This is a genomic window from Kitasatospora sp. NPDC001539 (assembly GCF_040298565.1).
Taxonomy (GTDB): Bacteria; Actinomycetota; Actinomycetes; order Streptomycetales; family Streptomycetaceae; genus Kitasatospora.
Window position 1 is genome coordinate 1 of sequence record NZ_JBEPAK010000053.1, and the last position, 21,097, is coordinate 21,097.

Below are 21,097 nucleotides of genomic sequence, written 5' to 3' on the forward strand. Positions count from 1 at the left end.
GAGCCGGCGCAGCCCGGCGGCGACGCCGGCCGCCCGGTCGTACAGCTCCTGGTAGGTCAGCACGCGGGAGCCCGCGCGCCGACCGGACCCGGCGGAGTCCGGTTGGCGGCCCCTTTGTCGTTCCCGGACGACCGACTCCCGGAGTCTTCCGGTCGACGGAATGTTGAACTCCGTATAACGATTTGATGCGCATGGGGCGGGGGGGATTTACAGTGAATAACAGTGCAATTTTACATATTAAATTAGTGGTGTCTCTCGCGGGCCGTTCCGGGGCCGATCTCCGGAGGGCGGACGTGGTGACCGTCACACGCCCTACCGCTTGCGATCCGGGCCCGGTGCGGGGTAGAAGGCCGGACGGTGAAAAGCGAGAGGCCCGGAACCTGACGGTTCCGGGCCTCTCGCGCTGCGGCGATCCCGACGGGACTTGAACCCGCGACCTCCACCTTGACAGGGTGGCGAGCTAACCAACTGCTCCACGGGACCAGAGTTTTCTGATCTCGTTCACTCGCTTGCCGCGCTGCGAACAAGACAGATCGTAGCCCATGGTGGGCCCCCAGGTCGAACTGGCTCCTGAAGGCCCACCCGCAGCTCAGAGGGTGGCCCGCGCGGCGTCCATCGCCTTCATGATCCGCTTCTCCGAGACGGGGCTCGGCGTGCCCAGCGACTGGGCGAAGAAGCTGACCCGCAGCTCCTCGATCATCCAGCGGATCGCCCGCACCTCCTCCGAGGGCTGCCGCCCGGCCGGCACCGCCGCCAGCAGCTCCCCGTACGCCTGCTGCACCTGCTGCACCTTCAGCAGCTGCTGGGCGTCGCGCTGGGGGTGGTTGGGCAGGGCCTCCAGCCGGCGGTCCACCGCCAGCAGGTACCGCTTGAGGTCGGGCAGCCGCTGCCAGCCGGTGGCCGTCACGAAGCCCGGGTGCACCAGCGAGGCCAGGTGCAGCCGGATGTCGTTCACCGCGTTCAGCAGCACCGGGCTGCTCACCGTCTTCAGCCGGGTCGACGCCTTGTGGAAGGCGATCAGCGCGGTGGCCGTCTTCAGCGTGGTGTCCGCGGACAGGTCGTACAGGTCCGCGCGCACCTTGTCGTGCAGCTTGCCGAAGGCCGCCTCGTCCCAGGCCGGGCCGCCCGCCAGGGTCATCAGCCGGTCCGTCGCGGCCGACACGACGTCCTCGAACAGGGCGCCGATCGAACCGTGCGGGCTGTGCGAGAGCGCCAGCTTCGCCTGGTTGCCGAGCCGTCCCTGGATCGACTTCGCGGGGGAGTTGACCGTCAGCATCAGCAGCCGGCGGGTGCCCTCCCACATCGCCTGCTCCTGCGCCTGCGGGGTGTCGAACAGCTTGACGCCCACCGACGCGCCCTCGTCCACCAGCGCCGGGTAGGCGCGCAGCGAGTGGCCGCGGGAGCGCTGCTCGAAGGTGCGCTGGAGCACCGGCAGCCCGGCCGGCCAGGCGGTCAGGCCGCTCTGCTCGATGCCCTGGCCGGAGGCCGCCGAGGAGAGCGTCTCCTTGAGCTTCGGCTTGAGCCGCAGCCGCAGCTCCTCCAGGTCCTTGGACTCGGCGAGCCTGCGGCGCCCGTCCACCACCCGGAAGGTCACCTTGAGGTGGTCCGGCACCCGGTCGTCGTCCCAGGCCTCCGGCGGCACCGTGACGGCCGTCAGGCGCTTCAGGGCGCGCTCCAGGGACGGCAGCAGCGGCTCCTGGCGGTCCTTCACCTCGCGCAGCGCCGCCCTGGCGAAGTCCGGCGCGGGCACGAAGTTGCGCCGCAGCGCCTTCGGCAGGGACTTGATGTACGCGGTGACCAGCTCCTCCCGCAGACCGGGGATCTGCCAGTCGAAGCCCTCCGCGGTCACCTGGTTGAGCACCGGCAGCGGGATGTGGACGGTCACGCCGTCCGCGTCGCTGCCCGGCTCGAACTGGTAGGTGAGCTTGAAGCGCAGCTTGCCCTGCTGCCAGTAGTCCGGGTAGTCGGCCTCGGTGACGCCGTCCGCGGCGTCGTTGATCAGCATCGACTTCTCGAAGTTCAGCAGGTCCGGCTGCTCGTGCCGGGCCTTCTTCCACCAGGAGTCGAAGTGCCGGGTGGAGACGATCTCGTCGGGCAGCCGGGCGTCGTAGAAGTCGAAGAGGGTCTGGTCGTCCACCAGGATGTCCCGGCGGCGGGCCCGGTTCTCCAGCTCCTCGACCTCGCCGAGCAGCTTGCGGTTCTCGGCGAAGAACCGGTGGTGGGTCTCCCAGTCGCCCTCGACCAGGGCGTTGCGGATGAACAGCTCGCGGCACAGCTCCGGGTCGATCCGCCCGTAGTTGACCTTGCGTTGGGCCACGATCGGCACCCCGTAGAGGGTCACCTTCTCGTAGGCCAGCACGGCGCCGGCCTTCTTCTCCCAGTGCGGCTCGCTGTAGCTGCGCTTGATCAGGTGGCCGGCCAGCGGCTCCACCCACTCCGGCTCGATCTTCGCGTTGATCCGCGCCCACAGCCGGGACGTCTCCACCAGCTCGGCCGACATCACCCAGCGCGGGGGCTTCTTGAACAGACCGGAGCCCGGGAAGACCGCGAAACGGGCGCCGCGCGCACCGGCGTACTCGCGCTTCTCCACGTCGTACAGGCCGACGTGGGAGAGCAGACCGGCCAGCAGCGACTGGTGGATCCGGTCGGCGTCCGGCTCGGCGTCCGGATGCGGCTCCTCGATGGTGACGCCCAACTGCTTCGCCACGGTGCGCAGTTGGGTGTAGACGTCCTGCCACTCCCGTATCCGCAGGTAGTTCAGGAACTCGGCCTTGCACATCCGGCGGAAGGCCGAGGAGGACAGCTCCTTCTGCTGCTCCCGGACGTAGCGCCACATCGCCAGGTAGGAGAGGAAGTCCGAGGTCTCCGAGGAGAACCGGCGGTGCCGGTCGTCGGCCGCCTGGCGCTTCTCGGCGGGGCGCTCGCGCGGATCCTGGATGGAGAGCGCGGCGGCGATCACCATGACGTCGCGCACGCAGCCGTTGCGGTCCGCCTCCAGCACCATGCGGGCCATCCGCGGGTCCACCGGCAGTTGGGCGAGCTTGCGGCCGAGCGGGGTCAGGCGCTTGCGGGGGTCCTTCTCGTCCGGGTTCAGCGCGCCCAGCTCGTGCAGCAGGTGCACGCCGTCCTTGATGTTGCGGGAGTCCGGCGGGTCGAGGAACGGGAAGGCGGAGATGTCGCCCAGGCCCGCCGCGGTCATCTGCAGGATCACCGAGGCCAGGTTGGTGCGCAGGATCTCGGCGTCGGTGAACTCGGGACGGGAGAGGAAGTCCTCCTCCGAGTACAGCCGGATGCAGATGCCGTCCGAGGTGCGGCCGCAGCGGCCCTTGCGCTGGTTGGCGCTGGCCTGGCTGATCGCCTCGATCGGCAGCCGCTGCACCTTGGTGCGGTGGCTGTAGCGGGAGATCCGGGCGGTGCCCGGGTCGATCACGTACTTGATGCCGGGGACGGTCAGCGAGGTCTCGGCCACGTTGGTGGCCAGCACGATCCGGCGCAGGTTGGAGCGCTGGAACACCCGGTGCTGCTCGGCCGAGCTCAGCCGGGCGTACAGCGGCAGGACCTCGGTGCCCCGCAGCTTGAGCTTGGTGAGGGCGTCGGCGGTGTCGCGGATCTCGCGCTCGCCGGAGAGGAAGACCAGGATGTCGCCGGGGCCCTCGTCCTGCAGCTCCTGGGCGGCGTCGCAGATCGCCTGGATCTGGTCCCGGTCGCGGTCGGCGTCGGCCGCGTCGTCGTCGTCCGTCTCCTCGACGATCGGCCGGTAGCGGACCTCGACCGGGTAGGTGCGGCCGGACACCTCGATGACCGGGGCGTCGCCGAAGTGCCGGGCGAAGCGCTCCGGGTCGATGGTCGCCGAGGTGATCACGACCTTGAGGTCGGGGCGGCGGGGCAGCAGCTGCTTGAGGTAGCCGAGCAGGAAGTCGATGTTGAGACTGCGCTCGTGCGCCTCGTCGATGATCAGGGTGTCGTACTGGCGGAGGTCCCGGTCGGTCTGGATCTCCGCCAGCAGGATGCCGTCCGTCATCAGCTTGACCAGGGTGTCCTGGCCGACCTGGTCGGTGAACCGGACCTTCCAGCCGACCGCCTCGCCCAGCGGGCTGTTCAGCTCCTCCGCGACGCGCTCGGCCACCGTGCGGGCGGCGATCCGGCGCGGCTGGGTGTGGCCGACCAGGCCGCGCACGCCGCGGCCCAGCTCCAGGCAGATCTTCGGGATCTGGGTGGTCTTGCCGGAACCGGTCTCACCCGCGACGATCACCACCTGGTGGTCCCGGATCGCCGCCAGGATGTCGTCCTTCTTCTGGCTGACCGGCAGCTCGGCGGGATAGCTGATCTCCGGGACGGCACTGCGGCGCCGCTCGACCACCAGCTCCGCGCGGTCGATGTCGGCGGCGATCTCGGCGGCGATCTTCTGGCGGGCCTCGGGCTTGCGGACCCGGCGGGCCCCCTCCAGCCGGCGCCCGATCCGCACCTGGTCGCGCAGGGTCAGCTCGGGCAGACGGGCGGCCAGCTCACCGATCCCGGGACCCTCGGCGGGCGCGGGGGCGGACTGGACTGCGGGAGAACTCACTGCGGGCATCCCTCTAGGTTCGCAAGGAGGCACGGCGGAGCGCACCTCGGTTTTCGAGCCCCTCCAGTGTCACAGCCGCCGGCCGGGAATCGCGAACGGCGGGGCAACGGTCCGGGGCCGCCGCGGGCTCTGGCGGGGGAGGGGGTGTTCATGGGCGAGCAGAAGGCCGGCCGGGACGAGGAGTTCCGGGCGTTCGCCGGCAGTGCGTGGTCGCGGCTGCTCAGGACGGCGTACCTGCTGGCGGGCGAGCGGCACGGCGCCGAGGACCTGGTCCAGCAGACGCTGGAGCGGACGTACGTGGCGTGGGAGAGGGTCCGGGCGGCCCACGACCCGAACGCCTACGTCCGCCGGATCCTGGTCAACGAACACGCCCGGAAGTTCCGGCGCAGACTCACCGAGTACCTCGTGCCGGCCGTCCCGGAACGCCCGGCACCCGCCGGGGCCGACCCGGAGGACCGCGCCGCGCTGCTCACCGCGCTCGCCGCCCTGCCGCCGCGCCAGCGCGAGGCCGTGGTGCTGCGCTACTGGGAGGACCTCACCGAGACCCAGACCGCCGCGGCGATGGGCTGCTCGGTCGGGACGGTGAAGAGCCAGGCGGCCAGGGGGCTGGCCAAGCTCCGGGCGGCCCCCGCACTGAGCGAGCTGACGACTGTCGGAGGCGGAAGATGAGCAGGGAGTCCATGCGCGGGGACGAGGGCTCGGCGCCGGCGGTCGCGGCCGCGGCCGCGTCCGGGCTGAGCGACCTGGCCGGGAGCGTCGAGGCGGGGCCCGTGCCGTACGAGCGGCTGATCGCGGGCGGGCGGCGCCGGCTGCGGCGCCGGCGGCTGCTGACCGCCGCGGCGTCCGCGGTGCTGGTCGTGGCGGTGGCCGGGGCGGTGGCGGCGTCCGGCGGGTACGGGCGTCGGGCGGGCGGCTCGGCGGTGGCGGCCGGGCCGGCCCCGTCCGCTCCGGTGGGCGCGGCCGCTCCCGGCGGTGCCGCGCGGGACCCGTTCACCCCGGTCCGGACCATGGTCGGGCAGGGGTTCGCGGACGGCAGGAGGTGGCAGGCGTGGGTGGCGCTGTGGCCGGCCACCGCGACCGCGGAGGACGGTGCGCGACAGGACCGGCTGATCGTCGCGGACGGGCGCGGCGGCGCCGGCGACCCGCCGCCCGGTCGGGGCGGCACGGGGACCGGGCTGACCTGGCGCCCCATGCGGGACGTGGTGGCGCTCTACCTCGTCGTCGACGGCGAGGAGCAGGGCGGCCGATCGTGGCAGCAGGTCCCGGCACCGGGAGCACCGGCCGCCGGGCCGCCCGGCGTCGAGGAGGGCGGAGCGGCGTTCGAGGACCAGGGGGCGCCGGACAGCCGCCTCCCGGTCGTGATCGTGGGCGTCCGCCCCGACGTCGCCAGGGTCGCGGTCACCTGGCACGGTGGCGGCTCCACCGAGGCCGTACCCGTTCCGGTGGGGGACTCGCCCACGCGCTGGTTCGCCATCGCCGGCACGCGGGACGTCGACGCCGGCACCCTCCGCTACCTCGGCGCGGACGGCGGCCTGATCGGCAGCAGCGACCAGTGGTTCCGGTCCCGCTGAGGCCGCGGGCGCGCCCGGGGAGTCAGTGCGCTGGGGTGGTCGGTGCGCTGTGCCCCGGGTGGCCGGTGCGTTGCATCCCCGGTTGTCGGTGCCTTGCGTCGCGGGTGGCCGGTGCCCTGCGCCCGGTTGTCAGTGCGCCGCGTCACAGTGGACTCCGGTGCGGGTGACAGGGCGTCGAGAGGCGGAGGTGGCCGATGAGCGGCACGACGGGATTGTCCGAGGGCCGGCTCGGCCGGATGCGCGCGGTGCTGGCCGGGCACGTCGAACAGGGCCAGGTGCCGGGCCTGGTGGCCGCCGTGGAACGGGACGGCGACACCCACGTCGAGGTGCTCGGCAGCCGGGACACGGCCGGCACCGCCCCGATGCGGCGGGACACCCTGTTCCGGATCGCCTCGATGACCAAGCCGATCACCGCGGCGGCCGCCCTCACCCTGGTCGAGGAGTGCCTGCTGCGGCTGGACGACCCGGTCGACGACCTGCTGCCCGAGCTGGCCGACCGCAGGGTGCTGCGCCGCCCGGACGGCGAGCTCGCCGACACCGAGCCGGCCGTCCGGCCGATCACCCTGCGCGACCTGCTCACCTTCGGGCTCGGCTACGGCTTCGCGATGCTCCCGCCCACCGCCCCGATCGTCCGGGCCACGGCCGAGCGCGGCGTCGACGTCCGGCCGCCCCGGACGGACTACCCCGAGCCGGACGAATTCCTGCGGCTGCTCGGCGAGTTGCCCCTGCTGCACCAGCCCGGCGCCGGCTGGCACTACCACACCGGCTCGACCGTCCTCGGGATCCTGCTCGCCCGCGCCTGCGGCAAACCGCTCGGCGAGGTGCTGCGCGAGCGCGTCCTCGACCCCCTCGGCATGCGCGACACCGGGTTCACCGTGCCGGCCGACCAACTGCACCGGCTCCCCGTCGAGTACGTGCGCGACCGCGCGAGCGGCCGGCTCGTCCCGTACGACGACCCGGCCGACAGCGCCTGGGCCCGGCCGGCGCGCCTCGACGACGGCGGCGGCGACCTCGTCTCGACGCTCGACGACTACCTCGCCTTCGCCCGGATGCTGCTGGCCGGCGGCGAGGGCCCCGGCGGCGTGCGCGTCCTCTCCCGCCCGGCCGTCGAGCTGATGACCACCGACCACCTCGGTCCCGCCCGACTCGCCGCCGCCGCACCCCTGTTGGGGCGTGACGAACTCACCGGCTGGGGCTTCGGCCTCTCCGTCGCCACCCGTCGCACCGGCTTCGCCGCCCCCGGCCGTTACGGCTGGGACGGCGGGCTCGGCACCGTGTGGTTCAACGACCCGGCGGAACGGCTGACCGGCGTCCTGCTCACCCAGCGGATGTTCGAGAGCGCCACCCCGCCGGCCGTGGCACGGGACTTCGAGGTGCTCAGCTACCAGGCCGTGGCGGGGTGAGCGCGGCCTCGTCGGCGTCCGGCAGCCAGTCGCGGGCCGGGTCGTACTCCAGCCACCGGCTGCGAGCCGCCTCCGCGGTGAACGCCCGCAGCAGCCGCTCCAGTTGGGGGTGCGGATCGGTACCCCGCTCGGCCCGCCAGAGCAGCGACCAGGCGTACAGCGGCGTCGGGCCGACCAGCGGGACGGTGCGCACACCGGGGCGGTCGGGCAGCGGGTTGTCGGCGGGCACCAGGGAGAAGCAGGCCGGGTCGGCCGCGACCTGGTCGACGAAGTGCTCCAGGCCCAGGTTGGTCGAGCCGACCCGCTCGGCGATGCCGAAGCGGGTGGCGAAGCGGTTCAGGAAGTCCAGCCGGTCCACCGCCGCCGGGTAGCGCAGCACACTGCCGCCCAGCTCGGCCGGGCTTAGCGTGTCGCGGCCGGCCAGCGGATGGTCCACGGACAGCAGGGCGTCGACCGGCTCCAGCCGCACCAGGCGGTGCGTCAGCCCGGCGTCACCGCCGTCCGGCAGGGCGTGCACCCGGCCGAACCCGGCGTCCGACTCCCCGCGCAGCACCGCCGCCGCGACCGACGGCAGATCCCGCCCCGGCACCGGATCCACCTCCAGGCCGGGCGCCGCGTCCACCGCCTGAGCGAGCGTGCGCATCGGCGCGTAGAGGTGCCCCCACACGTCGATCCGCAGCGGCCGCCCGGCGCCCTGCACGGCGGCCACCGCCCGCTCCCCCTGCGCCAGCACCCACCGGGCCGGCTCCAGGAACCGCCGGCCGGCCCCCGTCAGGGCCACCCCGCGGGCGTCCCGCTCCAGCAGGCGCACCCCCAGCGCCGCCTCCAGCCGGGCCACCCGCTTCGACAGCCCCTGCTGACTGATCCCCAACCGTCCGGCGGCCCGCCCGAAGTGCGACTCCTCGGCGGCCACCACGAACGCCCGCACCTGCCCCAGATCCAGATCCACCCGGGCACCCTAAGCCGTGCCCGGACTCCGGGGCCTTCGGCTCCCCCCCTTGCCCCTCTTCTTCGTGCCCCTCTTCCCCACCTTTCCTTCCCCACCTTTCCTTCCCCATCCTTCCCTCCGCACCTGGGCGACAACTGTCGGTTGTCGCCGCCCGCCGCCGGTTGTTGGACCCCGCCGGGCCGGGCGCGGTGAGCTGGAGACCGGTCCGACGGAAGGGGAGCGGGAATGAAGGCGCTGGTGGCGGCGGACGGGACGGTCCGGTTCGCGGAGGTGGAGCAGCCGCGGCCGCGGCCCGGCGAGGTGCTGGTCAAGGTGGAGGCCTTCTCGGTGAACCGGGGGGAGACGTTCCAGCTGGAGGCGCCCAGGCCCGGGTGGCGGCCGGGCAAGGACGTCGCCGGACTGGTCGTGCAGGCCGCCGCCGACGGCACCGGGCCCGGCGTGTGCCGGCGCGTGGTCGGCCACCCGCCGGCCGGGGGATGGGCCGAGTACGTGTGCGTGCCGACCACCTCGCTCGCCGAACTGCCCGACAGCCTGGACGCCGTACGCGCCGCCGCCCTGCCGCTCGCCGGCCTCACCGCGCTGCGGCTGCTCCGGACCGCCGGGGCCCTGGCCGGGCGGCGGGTGCTGATGACCGGGGCCTCCGGCGGGGTCGGCCACTACCTCACCGAGCTGGCCGCCGCGGCCGGGGCCGAGCTGACCGTCGTCACCGCCTCCCCGGAACGCGGCCGCCGACTGGCCGAGCTGGGAGCCGCCGAGGTGGTGCACGACCTCGCCGAGGCCCGCGGCCCGTACGACCTGGTGCTGGAGTCCACCGGCGGCGCGGCCCTGCCGCTCGCCCTCGCCCGGCTGGCCCGGCGCGGCACCCTGATCTGGTTCGGGCAGGCCTCCCGGACGCCCGCCACGCTCGACTTCTTCGACTTCTTCAACGGCCCGGAGTCGGCCACCCTGCGGCACTTCCACTACGCCGACTCCGACGTGCCCGACGGCCAGGACCTGGCCGCCCTGGTGCGCCTGGCGGCCCAGGGCCGGCTGACCCCGGAGCTCGGCCGGATCGCGCCCTGGGAGGAGACCGCCACGGTGCTCGCCGACCTGCGCGAGCGCCGGATCCGCGGCAAGGCCGTCCTGACCGTCGCCTGATCCGCCGGGCCTGCCCGGTGGGTTTGCACCACCTGACCCGCCCGGCCCGCCCGGCCTGCTGCCCCTCGCGGGCCTCCCAACTCCCGGCACTGCTCACCCTCCTGGCACCCCTCACCGAAAGGGACTCCCACCATGTCCGTCCTCGACACCCCCGGGCTGCTGCCCGCCTTCATCGCCGAGAACCGCCCGCGCGCCCACGGCGCGGGCCTCGACCTCTACGAGTACGCCCGGGTGACGGCCCCGCTGACCTCCCTCCACGAATGGCCGGCCGCCTTCGCCGCCGCGGGCCGCCGGTACCGCGCCGAAGCGGAGCGCGCCGAGGCCGAGGGCCGCACCGTCACCGCCGGCACCTCCTACCGCACCGCCGCCCGCTGGTTCCACGCCGCCGGACTGCTGCCCCACCCCGACCGGGCCGCCGCCGCCCGGCTCGCCGCCGACGCGGACGAGGCGATGCGGCGGGCACTGGCCCTGCTGGAGCCGACCGCGGAACGGGTGGCGGGCGAGGGCTTCGCGGGCTGGCTGCGCCGCCCGGCCCGGGCCGGGGAGGCCGGAGCCCCGGTCGTGGTGGTCGTGCCGGGCATGGACTCCGCCAAGGAGGAGTTCCACGTCCTCGCCGAGGCCCTGCTGGCGCGCGGCCTGGCGGTGCTCGCGATCGACGGGCCCGGACAGGGCGTGCTCGCCGCCACCAGCGCGCCCGAACCCGACTACCACCACGTGGTCGGCCGCGCCCTCGACGCACTCGCCGGGCGCGACGGCCTCGACCCCGCCCGCACCGCCGTCGTCGGCCTCAGCCTGGGCGGCTACTACGCCGCGAAGGCCGCCGCCCACGAGCCCCGGCTACACGCCGCCGTGACGGTCAGCGGCCCCTACCGGCTGGACTGGGACGGCCTCGTCCCCTTCGTCACCGAGACCCTCACCCAGCGCTGCGGCAGCCCCGAGGCCGCCCGCGCCTTCGCGGCCCGGATCGACCTGACCGCCCTCGCCCCGACGATCACCCTCCCGCTGCTGGTGGTCGAGGGCGGCGAGGACCGCATCCCGGGCGTCACCGCCGCCACCGCCCTCGCCTCCCGGGCCCCGAACGCCGAACTCCTCCTCGTCCCCCACGGCAACCACCTGCTCGGCACCGCCCTCCCCGACTGGCTCCCCACCACCGCCGACTGGCTCGCCACCCGCCTCGGCTGAACCGCCGGGGGCGCACGACGGAACAGCACTCCGCGGCTCGTCCCGACGCGACCGACCGGGACGTCCGTCAAGAGGTCCTGCGCGATCAAGACGCTTCTGCACGACAACCTTTGCGGACCCGGCGGCAACTGATGGACGATCCGGCCCGCATCCGCGGGCCGCCGCTCCAGAAGGACGGACCGTTGCCAGATCTCGACCGACGCACACACCGCCGACGCCCGGCGACCCGTCGCGTGCTCGCCACCGCCGGAGTCCTCGCCGTCATGGGCGCCACTGTCCCCCTGATCGCCGAGGCCGCCCTGACCCCGAAGGCCCACACGCTGACCGTGGCCTCTGACGGCAGTGGCCGATACCGAACCGTGCAATCGGCGGTAGACGCCGCGCGGCCGGGCGATCGGATCCGAATCGCCAAGGGCACCTACCACGAGGTGGTACGGGTGCCGGCCGGCAAGGACGGGCTGACCGTCACGGGAGCCACCGGGAACCCCGCCGACGTCGTCATCAGCTACGGCAACTCCGCCGGCACGGCCAGGTCCGGCGGCGGCCAACTCGGCACCGAGGGCAGCGCCACGGCCACCTTCGCAGCCACCGGACTGACCGTGGAGAACCTGACCGTCGAGAACACCTTCGACCGGGCCGCGGCTCACGTCGGCAGCGCGACCCAGGCCGTCGCCCTGGCGGCAGAGGGCGACCGCCAGGTCTTCCGCAACGACCGCATCATCGGTCACCAGGACACCCTGCTCGCCTGGTCCCCCGATGCCACCGCGCAGACCCGCCAGTACTTCACCGACGACTACGTCGAGGGCGACGTCGACATGATCTTCGGCAACGCCACCGCCGTCCTCGACCACGCGACCATCCAGGCCGACGACGACGGCGCTCCTGCCGACGGCCTCAACGGCTTCCTCACCGCTGCCAACACGGAGACGTCCCACAAGTACGGCTTCCTGATCACCGACAGCACCGTCCGCTCCACCGCGAAGGACGGCACCTACTACCTCGGCCGGCCCTGGCACCCCACCGCCACCGCCAGTGCCCAGGTCGTCGTCCGCAACACCGCGCTCCCGGCCGCGATCAAGGGCGCCACCCCGTGGACCGACATGAGCGGCTTCTCCTGGCGTTCGGCCCGCCTCGCCTCGTACGGCAACACCGGTCCGGGTGCCGCCACCGGTGCCGACAGTCCGCAACTGCCGGCGGCCCAGGCCGGCGAGTACGCCGCCACGGCGTACCTCGCGGGCACCGACGGCTGGAACCCGGTCGCGGCCTCACACGGCACCGGATCGACCGTGCCGGCCGGAACAGCGACCGGTGACACCCGCCATGTCACCGAGCCCGCACTGCCCACCACCGTCTGCGCCACCGTTCCCGCAGTCCGGACCATGCCCACCCGCGCTACCGACCAGGGCAGCGAGACCACTCCACCGGACACGATCCGCATCCAGCATGCCCTCGATACCTGCGCCCAGGCCGGACAGCAGACCGTGTCCGTCCGCCTGCAGGCGACGGACTCCAGCCGCGACGCCTTCCTCACCGGACCGCTGACCGTTCACCAAGGCGAAGTCCTGCTGCTGGACAGCGGTGTCACCCTCTACGGCTCGCGCAACCCCGCCGATTACCAGATCAGCGGCAAGCCGCGCTGCGGCACCCTCGCCTCCTCCGGCGGTGGCTGCAAACCACTGATCAGCGTCGCCGGAGCCAACGCCGGCATCGAGGCCGTCCGGGCCGCCGACGGGAGCCAGGGCCGCATCGACGGCCGCGGCGACCAGACCGTCCTCGGCACCACCACCAGCTGGTGGCAGCTCGCCACCGACGCCCAGAAAGCCGGCTCCAACCAGAACAACCCCCGCCTGATCCAGGCCGACAACTCCGACAACTTCACCCTCTACCACGTCGACCTGCTGAGCTCCCCCAACTTCCATGTCGTCTACAACGGCGGCAACGGCTTCACCGCCTGGGGCGTACGCATCAAGACCCCCGCCACCGCCCGCAACACCGACGGCATCGACCCGGCCGGCGCCACCAACGTCACCATCACCGACTCCTCCATCATGGACGGCGACGACGGCATCGCCATCAAGGGCGGCAACAAGTCCAGCAGCAACATCACCGTGACGAACAACCACTTCTACGGCACCCACGGCATCTCCATCGGCAGCGAGACCACCAGCGGCGTGACCAACGTCCTCTTCCGCGACAACACCCTCACCGGCACCGACGCCCTCGGCAACACCAGCAGCTCCAGCACCGGCATCCGCATCAAGAGCTCCCCCGCCAACGGCGGCAGGGTCACCGGCGTCACCTACCTGAACACCTGTCTCGACGCCGTCCGCGCCCCGCTCGTGTTCGACACCCACTACTCCGGCGGCAGCGGCCCCAACGCTCCCTGGTTCACCGGCATCACCGTCGACGGCGTCACCGCGACCCACTCCCCCAGCGGCGCGAAATCCACCCTGGTCGGACTGGACAAGGCCCACCCGCTCGAACTGACCCTGCAACACGTCAACCTCGACGTCACCACGGCGACCGCCGCCAACGCCCGCATCACCGCCACCGACACCAACCTCCACCCGTCCGGCCCCGACGTCACCCTGACCACCACCGGTGGTCCGGGCACGGCCCCCACCTGTACCTTCCCCGCCTTCCCTGCCCTCTGACACCACCACCGACCGGGCCGCGCCCGCTCCTCCGGGCCCGCTCCTCCGGGCTCGCTCCTCCGGGCTCGTGGGGGAGGCTTGGGGCATACCACCGGGCACCCGCGGACACCTGCTGAGCCACGGCCCTGTCGGAGGCCGGCTTGGCCCTCGTCGTGGATGCGCAGGAGAACGACTGTGGCCCCGCCGAAGAGCGGGGCCACAGTCGTTCTTTCGCCTACTTCAGCGGTGCACCGCCCGAGTTGCGGTACGCGATGGTCTTGTCGACCAGGTTTCCGCCGTCGGTCTCGGGTGTGGTCTGCTCCTGCTGACCCGCGCCGAAGAGCAGACCGGCGATGTGCGCGTTCGCCACCTGGTCCATGTGCGCGAAGAACCAGTCCACCTTGTCGTCCTTGTAGTGGTTGAGCGTGTTGTTCTGCGCCATGTTGCCCACCGGGATCTGCCACAGGACCACCGGCTTGCCCACGGACTCGGCCATCGTCTTGTAGAACGACAGTTGGGCGGCGGCCTTCTGGTCGGTCCAGAAGTTGTCGAGGCCGCCGTGGGCGGGCTGCGCGTACCAGCCCGCGTCGCGGTCCGACACGTCGGTGGCCAGGAAGTCGGCGTTCTGTGCGCCGAGGCGGGCGTAGTCCTTGACGCACTGCGGGGTGTTCTGCTGCCAGTCGAAGCAGGACAGGTGCATTCCGACCGCGGTGTTCGGAGCGTACTTGTGCGCCATCGAGATCAGGCACTGGGCGAGTCCGGCGGCGCTGTTCTCCTGCGATCCACAGTCCGTCGGGTCCGCGGCCGTGACCTGCGCGGCGACCTGGTGCGGGTCGCCGAGCGACCGGACGTAGCCCCAGAAGTCGGGCTCGAGGTCGATCATGTCGTGCGAGGTGCCGATCTTCTGGAGGAAGAAGCGGTAGTCGTGCAGGTACCGGGTGAGCAGGTCGACCCTGTTGATGGCTTTGACCTCGCCCGGACCGTCGCCCTGGCCCGCCGCGTCGCCGAGGTCGCGCAGCGAGTACCAGGTCCAGAGGAACTTCTGCGGGCGCGGCTTGCCCTGGTAGGTCTCCTGAGCCGCCTTGGCGTCCCGCCAGGTCACGTACGTGCCGGGCGCCGTGGTGCTGCCGTTCCAGCAACCCCACCAGCCCGTCCACCCGTCCTGGCAGCGGGCCGCCGTGTAGTACTCCGACGAGGGTGCGGGCTGGCTGTGCACGTAGGCGTACTGCACGTCGAACGGGGCGGCGTTCGCCGATGCGTCGGACATCGAGCCGCCGATGAGCACCGTGTTGCTGCCCATGAAACTCTTCGCCGAGTTGCTGCCGCCCGGCGTGGCGGGCTTCGTGGGCGTGGCGCTGCTGCCGGAGCCCCCCGAGTTCCCGGTGCCTCCGGCGCTGCCGGCCGGGACGAGCTGCCACTGCTGGTTGGCGCCGTTCCAGTCGTGGTACTGGGCGATCTGGCCCCCGTCGGACTTGGAGCCGAGCGGGACCTCCACGGCCTTGCCGCTGAAGGTGTTGATCAGACGCACGTAGCCGTCCGACGACTTTGCCAGGTGGAACTGCTGGTTGGCGCCGTTCAGGTCACTCCACTGCCTCACCTGGGAGCCTTCGGCCTTCGACCAGCCGTAGTCGTCCAGCACCTTTCCGGAGTACCGGTTCTGCAGCCGGTAGTTCCCGTCACCGGCGTCGAGGAACTTCCACTGCTGGTTCGCCTCGCCGGTGCGGCTCCACTGCACCACCGAAGCGCCGTCGTACGCGCCGTAGCCGTAGTCGTCCAGCACCTGGCCGGTGCTGCGGTTGACCAGCAGGTACCAGGGGCTCGTGTCCACGGCCACGGTGCCCGCCGTGGCCGTGTTGACCACGGTCACGGAGGCGCCCACGACCGCCAGGCCGACAGCCGCCCAGAAGCTCCGGCGCTGGTACAGCCGACGGCCGCGATGCGATGGACGGGCTCCGCGCCCGTGGCCGCCCGCCCGTGCGATGCCACTGTCGACGTGGGAGGGGCGAGGGACATCTCTGTGCTCGCGTTCAAGGGACACGTCTGTGCTCTCTTTCAGCCGTCGCATCTGACCGAACCACGTGGCCGGACACCACTGAGTGGCCGCGGAGGCCGAGAAGGTTGCCGCGAAGAGCCGGAGATCTTTCGTCCTGACCGCCTTCCGTCCGCCGCGGAACACGGAGAGGCGCTTCCTGGCGGACCAGTACATCGTCGGCGTCCGCCCGCACAGCGGCCGGCGCCGACCAGGCCTGCGACCAGGCCTGCGACCGGTGAGAACCGCAGGGATCTGCACACGCCGGAGTCGTTCGCACCGGGAGCAGAGAGGCCTTCCAAGGCTTCCGCCTACGGCACCGCCAGGCCATGGTCGAAAGTCGAAGGCTGGTGATCGGCGTCACCCTGCCTCGAACCCCGGCAATCGAACGGGCTGCCCGGGTTCGCCGCGACTCGGGGCCGTTGGCGTCAGGGTTGGCGTCGGACGGCACGAAAATGCCCCCGAAGCGAGCTGCTTCGAGGGCATCGTGCCTGTTCAGGCTATGTGGCCAGGGCCGGGGTCGAACCGGCGACCTTCCGCTTTTCAGGCGGACGCTCGTACCAACTGAGCTACCTGGCCGTACTGCACCGTCTCTGGCGAGACGAGCGATCCCGACGGGACTTGAACCCGCGACCTCCACCTTGACAGGGTGGCGAGCTAACCAACTGCTCCACGGGACCTTGTAGTGGCGAGCCACTAAGGTCTTGCGATCACTGCACTTTACTACGGTACTGCGCGTGCCCCCAACGGGATTCGAACCCGTGCTACCGCCTTGAAAGGGCGGCGTCCTGGGCCACTAGACGATGAGGGCTTGCGGCCTGTCCCGCTGTTTCCAGCGTTCGGGGACGTCGAGAAGCATATGGGATGCGGGGCGGATCGCCAAAACGGGTTTGGGCCGGGTGGGGGCGCGGGCCGTGAGTGCCCGGCAGGGGGCGGGGGTCAGGACCAGCCGAGGTCGTCGAGTTCGTGGTCGTCGAAGCCGAAGTGGTGGGCGACCTCGTGGATGACGGTGGTGCGGACCTCCTCGACCACCTGTTCGCGGGTGTCGCAGTGGCGCAGGGTGGGGCCGCGGTAGATCAGGATGCGGTCGGGCAGGACGCCGGCGTACCACTCGCCGCGCTCGGTGAGCGGGGTGCCCTCGTAGAGGCCGAGGAGTTCCGGGTCGCCGGGGTCGGGTTCGTCCTCGACGAAGACCGCGACGTTGTCCATCATGGCGGCGAGCTGCGGGGGAATCTGGTCCAGGGCGTCGCTGACCAGCGTCTCGAACTCTTCCCGGGTCATCTCCACCGGATCATTGTCGGGTCTGGGATGACGGTGTGCCAGGCAGCGGACAGCGGTGTTTGATGGGGCTGTGACGACCTCGGAGGGCGCGATGGACGACACCGCGGAGGAGCCCGCGCGGACGAGGCTGCCGGGTGCGGCGGCGGCGCGCGGCCGGGCGCCCGTGCTGCGCGGGCAGGGGCCGGCCGTCGCGGTGGTCGCGGCGGGCGGGGTGATCGGGGCGGTGGCCCGGTACGCGGCCGGGCTGGGCTGGGAGACCGGGCCGACGGCCTTCCCCTGGACGACGCTGCTGGTCAACGTGGTCGGCTGCGCGGTGATCGGGGTGTTCCTGGTGGCCGTCACCGAGGGGCGGCCGGCGCATCCGCTGCTGCGGCCGTTCTTCGGCACCGGGGTGCTGGGCGGCTTCACGACCTTCTCGACGTACGCGGTGGACGTGCGCCGGCTGCTGGAGGCGGGGCGGCTCGGGCCGGGGCTGGCGTACCTCGGGCTGACCCTGTTCGGTGCGCTGGGCGCGGTGTGGGCGGCGGCGGTGCTGACCCGGCGTCTGATCCGCCGTCGGCTCCCCGGGCCGGCCCGGGGAGCGGTCCGTGGCGGGGGTGGCCGGTGAGCCGGCTGAGCGGGCCCGCGCTGCGGTTGACCGCGCTGGTCGGCGAGAGCGACAGGTGGCACCACCGCCCCGTGTACAGCGAGATCGTGCACCGGGCGCGGGCTGCCGGGCTGGCCGGGGCGAGCGTGTTCCGGGGGATCGAGGGCTTCGGCGCCTCGTCGCTGGTGCACACGGCGCGCCTGCTGTCGTTGAGCGGGGACCTGCCGGTGGCGGTGGTGATCGTGGACGAGGAGGAGCGGGTGCGGGCGTTCCTGCCGCAGTTGGAGGAGCTGGTGGGGGAGGGGCTGGTGGTGCTTGACCGCTGCGAGGTCGTCCGCTACACCGGCCGGGGAGCAGGGGGAGCAGGGGGAGCAGGGGGAGCAGGGGGAGCGGGCGGAACCGCTACGGCCCTCGAAGGGACGGACCCGGGCAGAACGGACCCGGGCAGCACGGGCCCGGGCGGGGGAGCGGAGTGAACTGGCTGCTGGTGGTGGCGGGTGCGGCGGTCGGCGCGCCGCTGCGGTACCTGACCGACCGGGCGGTGCAGTCCCGGCACGACTCGGTGTTCCCGTGGGGCACCTTCACGGTGAACGTGTCCGGCTGCCTGGTGCTCGGCCTGCTGACCGGGGCGGTGGCGGCCGGCGCGGCCTCCGAGCAGGTCCGACTCCTGGTCGGCACGGGCTTCTGCGGGGCGCTGACCACCTACTCGACCTTCTCGTACGAGACGCTGCGGCTGGCCGAGTCGGGCGCCGTGCGCTACGCGGCGGCCAACGTGGCCGGCAGCCTGGCGGCCGGGCTGGCCGCCGTGTACGCGGGGGCGGAGCTCGCCTCGGCGCTCTGGGGCTGAGCCGACCCGGGGCCGGCGGCCCGGCGGGGCGCGACGAGCACCGCGCCGACCCGTGTCCCGGCGCACCCGGTGCGCGTTGGGCACCGGAAGCGGCCGCGCGTCAGTGGGCGGCCCGGGTGGGGCGGTGGAGAGGGAGCGCGGTGGCTTCGGTACGGGCGGTGCGGACGGTCGGCGCGCGGGTGGCCGCGCCGGTGCGGGAGACGGCGGCCCGGCGGTCGCGCGGGGTGCGGGCGGCGGCGGTGCTGGCGGTGGCGGGACTCGGGCTGACCGGCTGCATGTCGGTCGGTCCGGCGGCGGAGGACAAGCCCGGCGGGGTGGCTCCGGTCGGGCAGGCCGGTCCGGTGGGCAAGCCGGGGGCGACCGGCGGGCCCTCGGCCTCGCCGGGCGCCGGGCACTCGGGGGCGCCCTCGGGGCATCCGGAGCGGCCGGGCGGCGTGCAGGCCGAGAACGCGCCCCCCGGGGCCACGGCCACCGTGGCGGGCGAGATCGCGCCCGGCGCGAACGGCGCGGTCGCCGGCGTGGTCCCGGTGCCGGCGGCGGGCGCCCCCGAGAACGCGCCGGGCGGCGCGGGTTCGACGGGCGGCGGGAACACGAGCCCCGCACCGCGCCCGGGCGGTGGCACCTCGGGCGGAGGCGGCGCCGGCGGCGCGGCCGGGTCCGGCACGGGCGGGGCGGGGGGCACCGGGGAGGGCCGCTCCGGGGGCTCCGCCGGGACGCCGTCGGCCACCCCGACCAGCCACCCGTCGAGCTCGCCGGAGCCCGAGCACACCACGCCCGCCGCGACCGTCCCGCCGGCCCCGCAGCCCTCCACCGGCAGCTCCGGTTCCTCGGCGCCGAGCCCTCGGGCGGCTGGGTAGCAGGGGCCTGGCCTGGGCGTTTGCCTTCGATCCGGAAGCTCCTCTATGGTGGTAGATCGTTCGTTTGATCCATTTGACTGGCGCCCTTTCCCATCTGGCGCCCTTGGCGCGTTCCGGCGATCCGTGGCTGACCGCATAGAGGCGGTTGTGAAACAGAACCCCGGACTTTGGCGCGTGCCACTTCCGGAAGGTTTTGCATGTCTCTCGTTGACGACGCCCGCTTCGCCATGCCCGCGAACGAGGCCGCCGCCGATGTCACCGACGCCCCCGACACCGCCGACACCACCGAACTGACCGCCGAGGCCGCGGAGATCGCCGCCGCGGAGACCGCCGCCGAGGCCACCGCCGAGGAGAGCGCGGAGGCCGCCGAGCCGACCATCACCTTCGGCGACCTGGGCCTGCCGGACGAGATCGTCCGCGCCCTCGCCAAGCGCGGCGTCACCACCCCGTTCCCGATCCAGGCCGCGACCATCCCGGACGCCCTGGCCGGCAAGGACGTGCTGGGCCGCGGCCGCACCGGCTCCGGCAAGACCCTCAGCTTCGGCCTGCCGCTGCTGACCCGTCTGGCCGACGGCGACCGCACCCGCGCCAAGCACCCGCGCGGTCTGATCCTCGTCCCGACCCGCGAGCTGGCCATGCAGGTCGCCGACGCGCTGGAGCCGTTCGGCTCGGTGCTCGGCCTGCGCCTCAAGGTCGTCTGCGGCGGCACCTCGATGTCGAACCAGATCTACGCGCTGGAGCGCGGCGTCGACGTCCTCGTCGCCACCCCGGGCCGCCTGCGCGACCTGATCAACCGCGGTTCGGCCAAGCTCGACGACGTCCAGGTCGCCGTCCTCGACGAGGCCGACCAGATGGCCGACATGGGCTTCCTGCCCGAGGTCACCGAGATCCTCGACCAGGTGCCGGCCGGCGGCCAGCGCCTGCTGTTCTCCGCCACCCTGGAGAACGAGATCGACACCCTGGTGAAGCGCTACCTGAACGACCCGGTCACCCACGAGGTCGACCCCTCGGCCGGCGCCGTCACCACCATGACCCACCACATCCTCGTGGTGAAGCCCAAGGACAAGGCGCCGATCACCAACGCGATCGCCGCCCGCAAGGGCCGCACGATCATCTTCGTCCGCACCCAGATGGGCGCCGACCGCGTCGCCGAGCAGCTGATCGAGGCCGGCGTGAAGGCCGACGCGCTGCACGGCGGCATGACCCAGGGCGCCCGCACCCGCGTCCTGGGCGACTTCAAGGACGGCTACGTCAACGTGGTCGTCGCCACCGACGTCGCCGCCCGCGGCATCCACGTCGACGGCATCGACCTGGTCCTCAACGTGGACCCGGCCGGCGACCACAAGGACTACCTGCACCGCTCCGGCCGCACCGCCCGTGCGGGCCGCTCCGGCACCGTCGTCACCCTGGTGCTGCCGCACCAGCGCCGCGGCGTCTTCCGCCTGATGGAGGACGCGGGCGTCGACGCCAGCCGCCACATCCTGGACCACGCCTTCGACGCCGAGGTCGCCCGGATCACCGGCGCCCGCTCGCTCACCGAGGTCCAGGCCGAGAGCGCCGCGAACATCGCCGGTGCCGCCGAGCGCGAGCTCGCCGACATGACCCGCCAGCTGGAGCGCGCCCAGCGCCGCGCCACCGAGCTGCGCGAGGAGGCCGACCGCCTGGCCGCCCGTGCGGCGCGCGAGCGGGCCGAGCTGGGCATCGAGGACGAGGCCCCGGCCGCCGAGGAGGCGGGCGAGCAGGCCGAGACCCCGGTCGTCGCCGAGGCCGCCGCCCCCGCCGCGGCCGCGCCGCAGGCGGAGGACCGCGCCCCGTCGTACCGCGAGGTGCGCAGCGAGCGTCCGGCGTTCTCGCGCGACCGTGACCGCGATGACCGCCGTTCGGGTGGCTTCGACCGTGACGAGCGTCGTTCGGGCGGTTTCAACCGCGACCGTGACGACCGTCGTTCCGGTGGCTTCGGTGGCCGTGACCGCGATGACCGCCGTTCGGGTGGCTTCGACCGTGACGAGCGTCGTTCGGGCGGTTTCAACCGCGACCGTGACGACCGTCGTTCCGGTG

The 21,097-nt window shown here is 73.1% G+C and carries 15 protein-coding genes and 4 tRNA genes; 10 read left to right on the forward strand and 9 right to left on the reverse strand.

Annotated elements, in window-relative coordinates; genetic code table 11:
* Positions 1 to 409: 409 nt before the first annotated feature.
* Both ABT247_RS11640 and hrpA read right to left on the reverse strand, forming a co-directional pair.
* A tRNA-Asp gene (locus tag ABT247_RS11640) sits at positions 410 to 483 on the reverse strand.
* 106 nt (positions 484 to 589) lie between these two features.
* Positions 590 to 4,573, reverse strand: a complete 3,984-nt coding sequence (gene hrpA, locus ABT247_RS11645; protein WP_350741452.1) for an ATP-dependent RNA helicase HrpA — start codon at positions 4,571 to 4,573, stop codon at positions 590 to 592.
* A 141-nt stretch (positions 4,574 to 4,714) separates the two neighbouring features.
* On the opposite strand from hrpA, the gene ABT247_RS11650 reads away from it, so the two are divergent.
* The 3 genes from ABT247_RS11650 to ABT247_RS11660 all read left to right on the forward strand — a co-directional run bounded on the left by ABT247_RS11650 (position 4,715) and on the right by ABT247_RS11660 (position 7,538).
* Positions 4,715 to 5,233: a SigE family RNA polymerase sigma factor gene (locus ABT247_RS11650; protein WP_350741454.1), complete on the forward strand. Its 519-nt coding sequence runs from the start codon at positions 4,715 to 4,717 to the stop codon at positions 5,231 to 5,233.
* The gene (locus ABT247_RS11655) at positions 5,230 to 6,135 is read left to right on the forward strand and encodes a hypothetical protein (protein ID WP_350741456.1); all 906 of its coding nucleotides are present in this window, start codon (positions 5,230 to 5,232) and stop codon (positions 6,133 to 6,135) included. Before ABT247_RS11650 ends, ABT247_RS11655 begins: the two co-directional genes overlap by 4 nt.
* Before the next feature lie 194 nt (positions 6,136 to 6,329).
* Complete coding sequence (locus ABT247_RS11660; protein WP_350741458.1) at positions 6,330 to 7,538, forward strand: serine hydrolase domain-containing protein; 1,209 nt, start codon at positions 6,330 to 6,332, stop codon at positions 7,536 to 7,538.
* Here ABT247_RS11660 and ABT247_RS11665 read toward each other — a convergent pair.
* Positions 7,513 to 8,487, reverse strand: coding sequence for a LysR family transcriptional regulator (locus ABT247_RS11665; protein ID WP_350741460.1), 975 nt, complete (start codon positions 8,485 to 8,487; stop codon positions 7,513 to 7,515). The genes ABT247_RS11660 and ABT247_RS11665 overlap by 26 nt on opposite strands.
* Positions 8,488 to 8,712: 225 nt before the next feature.
* Here ABT247_RS11665 and ABT247_RS11670 point away from each other — a divergent pair, with 225 nt between their 5' ends.
* From ABT247_RS11670 to ABT247_RS11680, 3 genes are all read left to right on the forward strand, one after another.
* Complete coding sequence (locus ABT247_RS11670) at positions 8,713 to 9,624, forward strand: zinc-binding dehydrogenase (protein ID WP_350741462.1); 912 nt, start codon at positions 8,713 to 8,715, stop codon at positions 9,622 to 9,624.
* A gap of 132 nt (positions 9,625 to 9,756) precedes the next feature.
* Positions 9,757 to 10,806 (forward strand): alpha/beta hydrolase family protein, encoded by a 1,050-nt coding sequence (locus ABT247_RS11675; RefSeq protein ID WP_350741464.1) that lies wholly within the window; start codon positions 9,757 to 9,759, stop codon positions 10,804 to 10,806.
* A 263-nt stretch (positions 10,807 to 11,069) separates the two neighbouring features.
* The gene (locus ABT247_RS11680) at positions 11,070 to 13,460 is read left to right on the forward strand and encodes a pectinesterase family protein (protein WP_350741466.1); all 2,391 of its coding nucleotides are present in this window, start codon (positions 11,070 to 11,072) and stop codon (positions 13,458 to 13,460) included.
* A gap of 214 nt (positions 13,461 to 13,674) precedes the next feature.
* On the opposite strand, the gene ABT247_RS11685 is transcribed toward ABT247_RS11680, so the two are convergent.
* The 5 genes from ABT247_RS11685 to ABT247_RS11705 form a co-directional block, all read right to left on the reverse strand.
* Positions 13,675 to 15,318 (reverse strand): RICIN domain-containing protein, encoded by a 1,644-nt coding sequence (locus ABT247_RS11685; protein WP_350741468.1) that lies wholly within the window; start codon positions 15,316 to 15,318, stop codon positions 13,675 to 13,677.
* Positions 15,319 to 15,973: 655 nt separating this feature from the next.
* Positions 15,974 to 16,047, reverse strand: a tRNA-Phe gene (locus ABT247_RS11690).
* Between the two features lie 27 nt (positions 16,048 to 16,074).
* Positions 16,075 to 16,148: transfer RNA gene (locus ABT247_RS11695), tRNA-Asp, on the reverse strand.
* A 58-nt stretch (positions 16,149 to 16,206) separates the two neighbouring features.
* Positions 16,207 to 16,279: transfer RNA gene (locus ABT247_RS11700), tRNA-Glu, on the reverse strand.
* A gap of 128 nt (positions 16,280 to 16,407) precedes the next feature.
* Positions 16,408 to 16,749: a metallopeptidase family protein gene (locus ABT247_RS11705; RefSeq protein ID WP_350741470.1), complete on the reverse strand. Its 342-nt coding sequence runs from the start codon at positions 16,747 to 16,749 to the stop codon at positions 16,408 to 16,410.
* 91 nt (positions 16,750 to 16,840) lie between these two features.
* Between ABT247_RS11705 and crcB (ABT247_RS11710) the strand changes: the two genes are divergently transcribed.
* The 3 genes from crcB (ABT247_RS11710) to crcB (ABT247_RS11720) are packed head-to-tail and all read left to right on the forward strand — an operon-like array spanning position 16,841 to position 18,182.
* On the forward strand, positions 16,841 to 17,356 hold the full coding sequence (crcB, locus tag ABT247_RS11710) for a fluoride efflux transporter CrcB (protein WP_502892434.1): 516 nt from the start codon (positions 16,841 to 16,843) through the stop codon (positions 17,354 to 17,356).
* Positions 17,353 to 17,811 carry a DUF190 domain-containing protein gene (locus ABT247_RS11715; protein WP_350741474.1) on the forward strand — a complete coding sequence of 153 codons (459 nt, stop codon included), beginning with the start codon at positions 17,353 to 17,355 and terminating at the stop codon, positions 17,809 to 17,811. Before crcB (ABT247_RS11710) ends, ABT247_RS11715 begins: the two co-directional genes overlap by 4 nt.
* Complete coding sequence (gene crcB / locus ABT247_RS11720) at positions 17,808 to 18,182, forward strand: fluoride efflux transporter CrcB (protein ID WP_350741476.1); 375 nt, start codon at positions 17,808 to 17,810, stop codon at positions 18,180 to 18,182. Before ABT247_RS11715 ends, crcB (ABT247_RS11720) begins: the two co-directional genes overlap by 4 nt.
* A 100-nt stretch (positions 18,183 to 18,282) precedes the next feature.
* Here crcB (ABT247_RS11720) and ABT247_RS11725 read toward each other — a convergent pair whose 3' ends face one another.
* A complete protein-coding gene (locus ABT247_RS11725; protein ID WP_350741478.1) occupies positions 18,283 to 18,774 on the reverse strand; it encodes a hypothetical protein in 492 nt (163 codons plus the stop codon).
* A 462-nt stretch (positions 18,775 to 19,236) separates the two neighbouring features.
* On the opposite strand from ABT247_RS11725, the gene ABT247_RS11730 reads away from it, so the two are divergent.
* Positions 19,237 to 21,097, forward strand: a 1,861-nt coding sequence (locus ABT247_RS11730) for a DEAD/DEAH box helicase (RefSeq protein ID WP_350741480.1), incomplete at its 3' end; no start/stop codon positions are given.

Excerpts from the sequence above, each read along its gene's own strand:
- hrpA (WP_350741452.1), bottom strand. The coding sequence starts at position 4,573 with ATGCCCGCAGTGAGTTCTCCCGCAGTCCAGTCCGCCCCCGCGCCCGCC.
- ABT247_RS11650 (WP_350741454.1), top strand. The coding sequence starts at position 4,715 with ATGGGCGAGCAGAAGGCCGGCCGGGACGAGGAGTTCCGGGCGTTCGCC.
- ABT247_RS11655 (WP_350741456.1), top strand. The coding sequence starts at position 5,230 with ATGAGCAGGGAGTCCATGCGCGGGGACGAGGGCTCGGCGCCGGCGGTC.
- ABT247_RS11660 (WP_350741458.1), top strand. The coding sequence starts at position 6,330 with ATGAGCGGCACGACGGGATTGTCCGAGGGCCGGCTCGGCCGGATGCGC.
- ABT247_RS11670 (WP_350741462.1), top strand. The coding sequence starts at position 8,713 with ATGAAGGCGCTGGTGGCGGCGGACGGGACGGTCCGGTTCGCGGAGGTG.
- ABT247_RS11675 (WP_350741464.1), top strand. The coding sequence starts at position 9,757 with ATGTCCGTCCTCGACACCCCCGGGCTGCTGCCCGCCTTCATCGCCGAG.
- ABT247_RS11680 (WP_350741466.1), top strand. The coding sequence starts at position 11,070 with ATGGGCGCCACTGTCCCCCTGATCGCCGAGGCCGCCCTGACCCCGAAG.
- ABT247_RS11705 (WP_350741470.1), bottom strand. The coding sequence starts at position 16,749 with ATGACCCGGGAAGAGTTCGAGACGCTGGTCAGCGACGCCCTGGACCAG.
- crcB (WP_502892434.1), top strand. The coding sequence starts at position 16,841 with ATGGACGACACCGCGGAGGAGCCCGCGCGGACGAGGCTGCCGGGTGCG.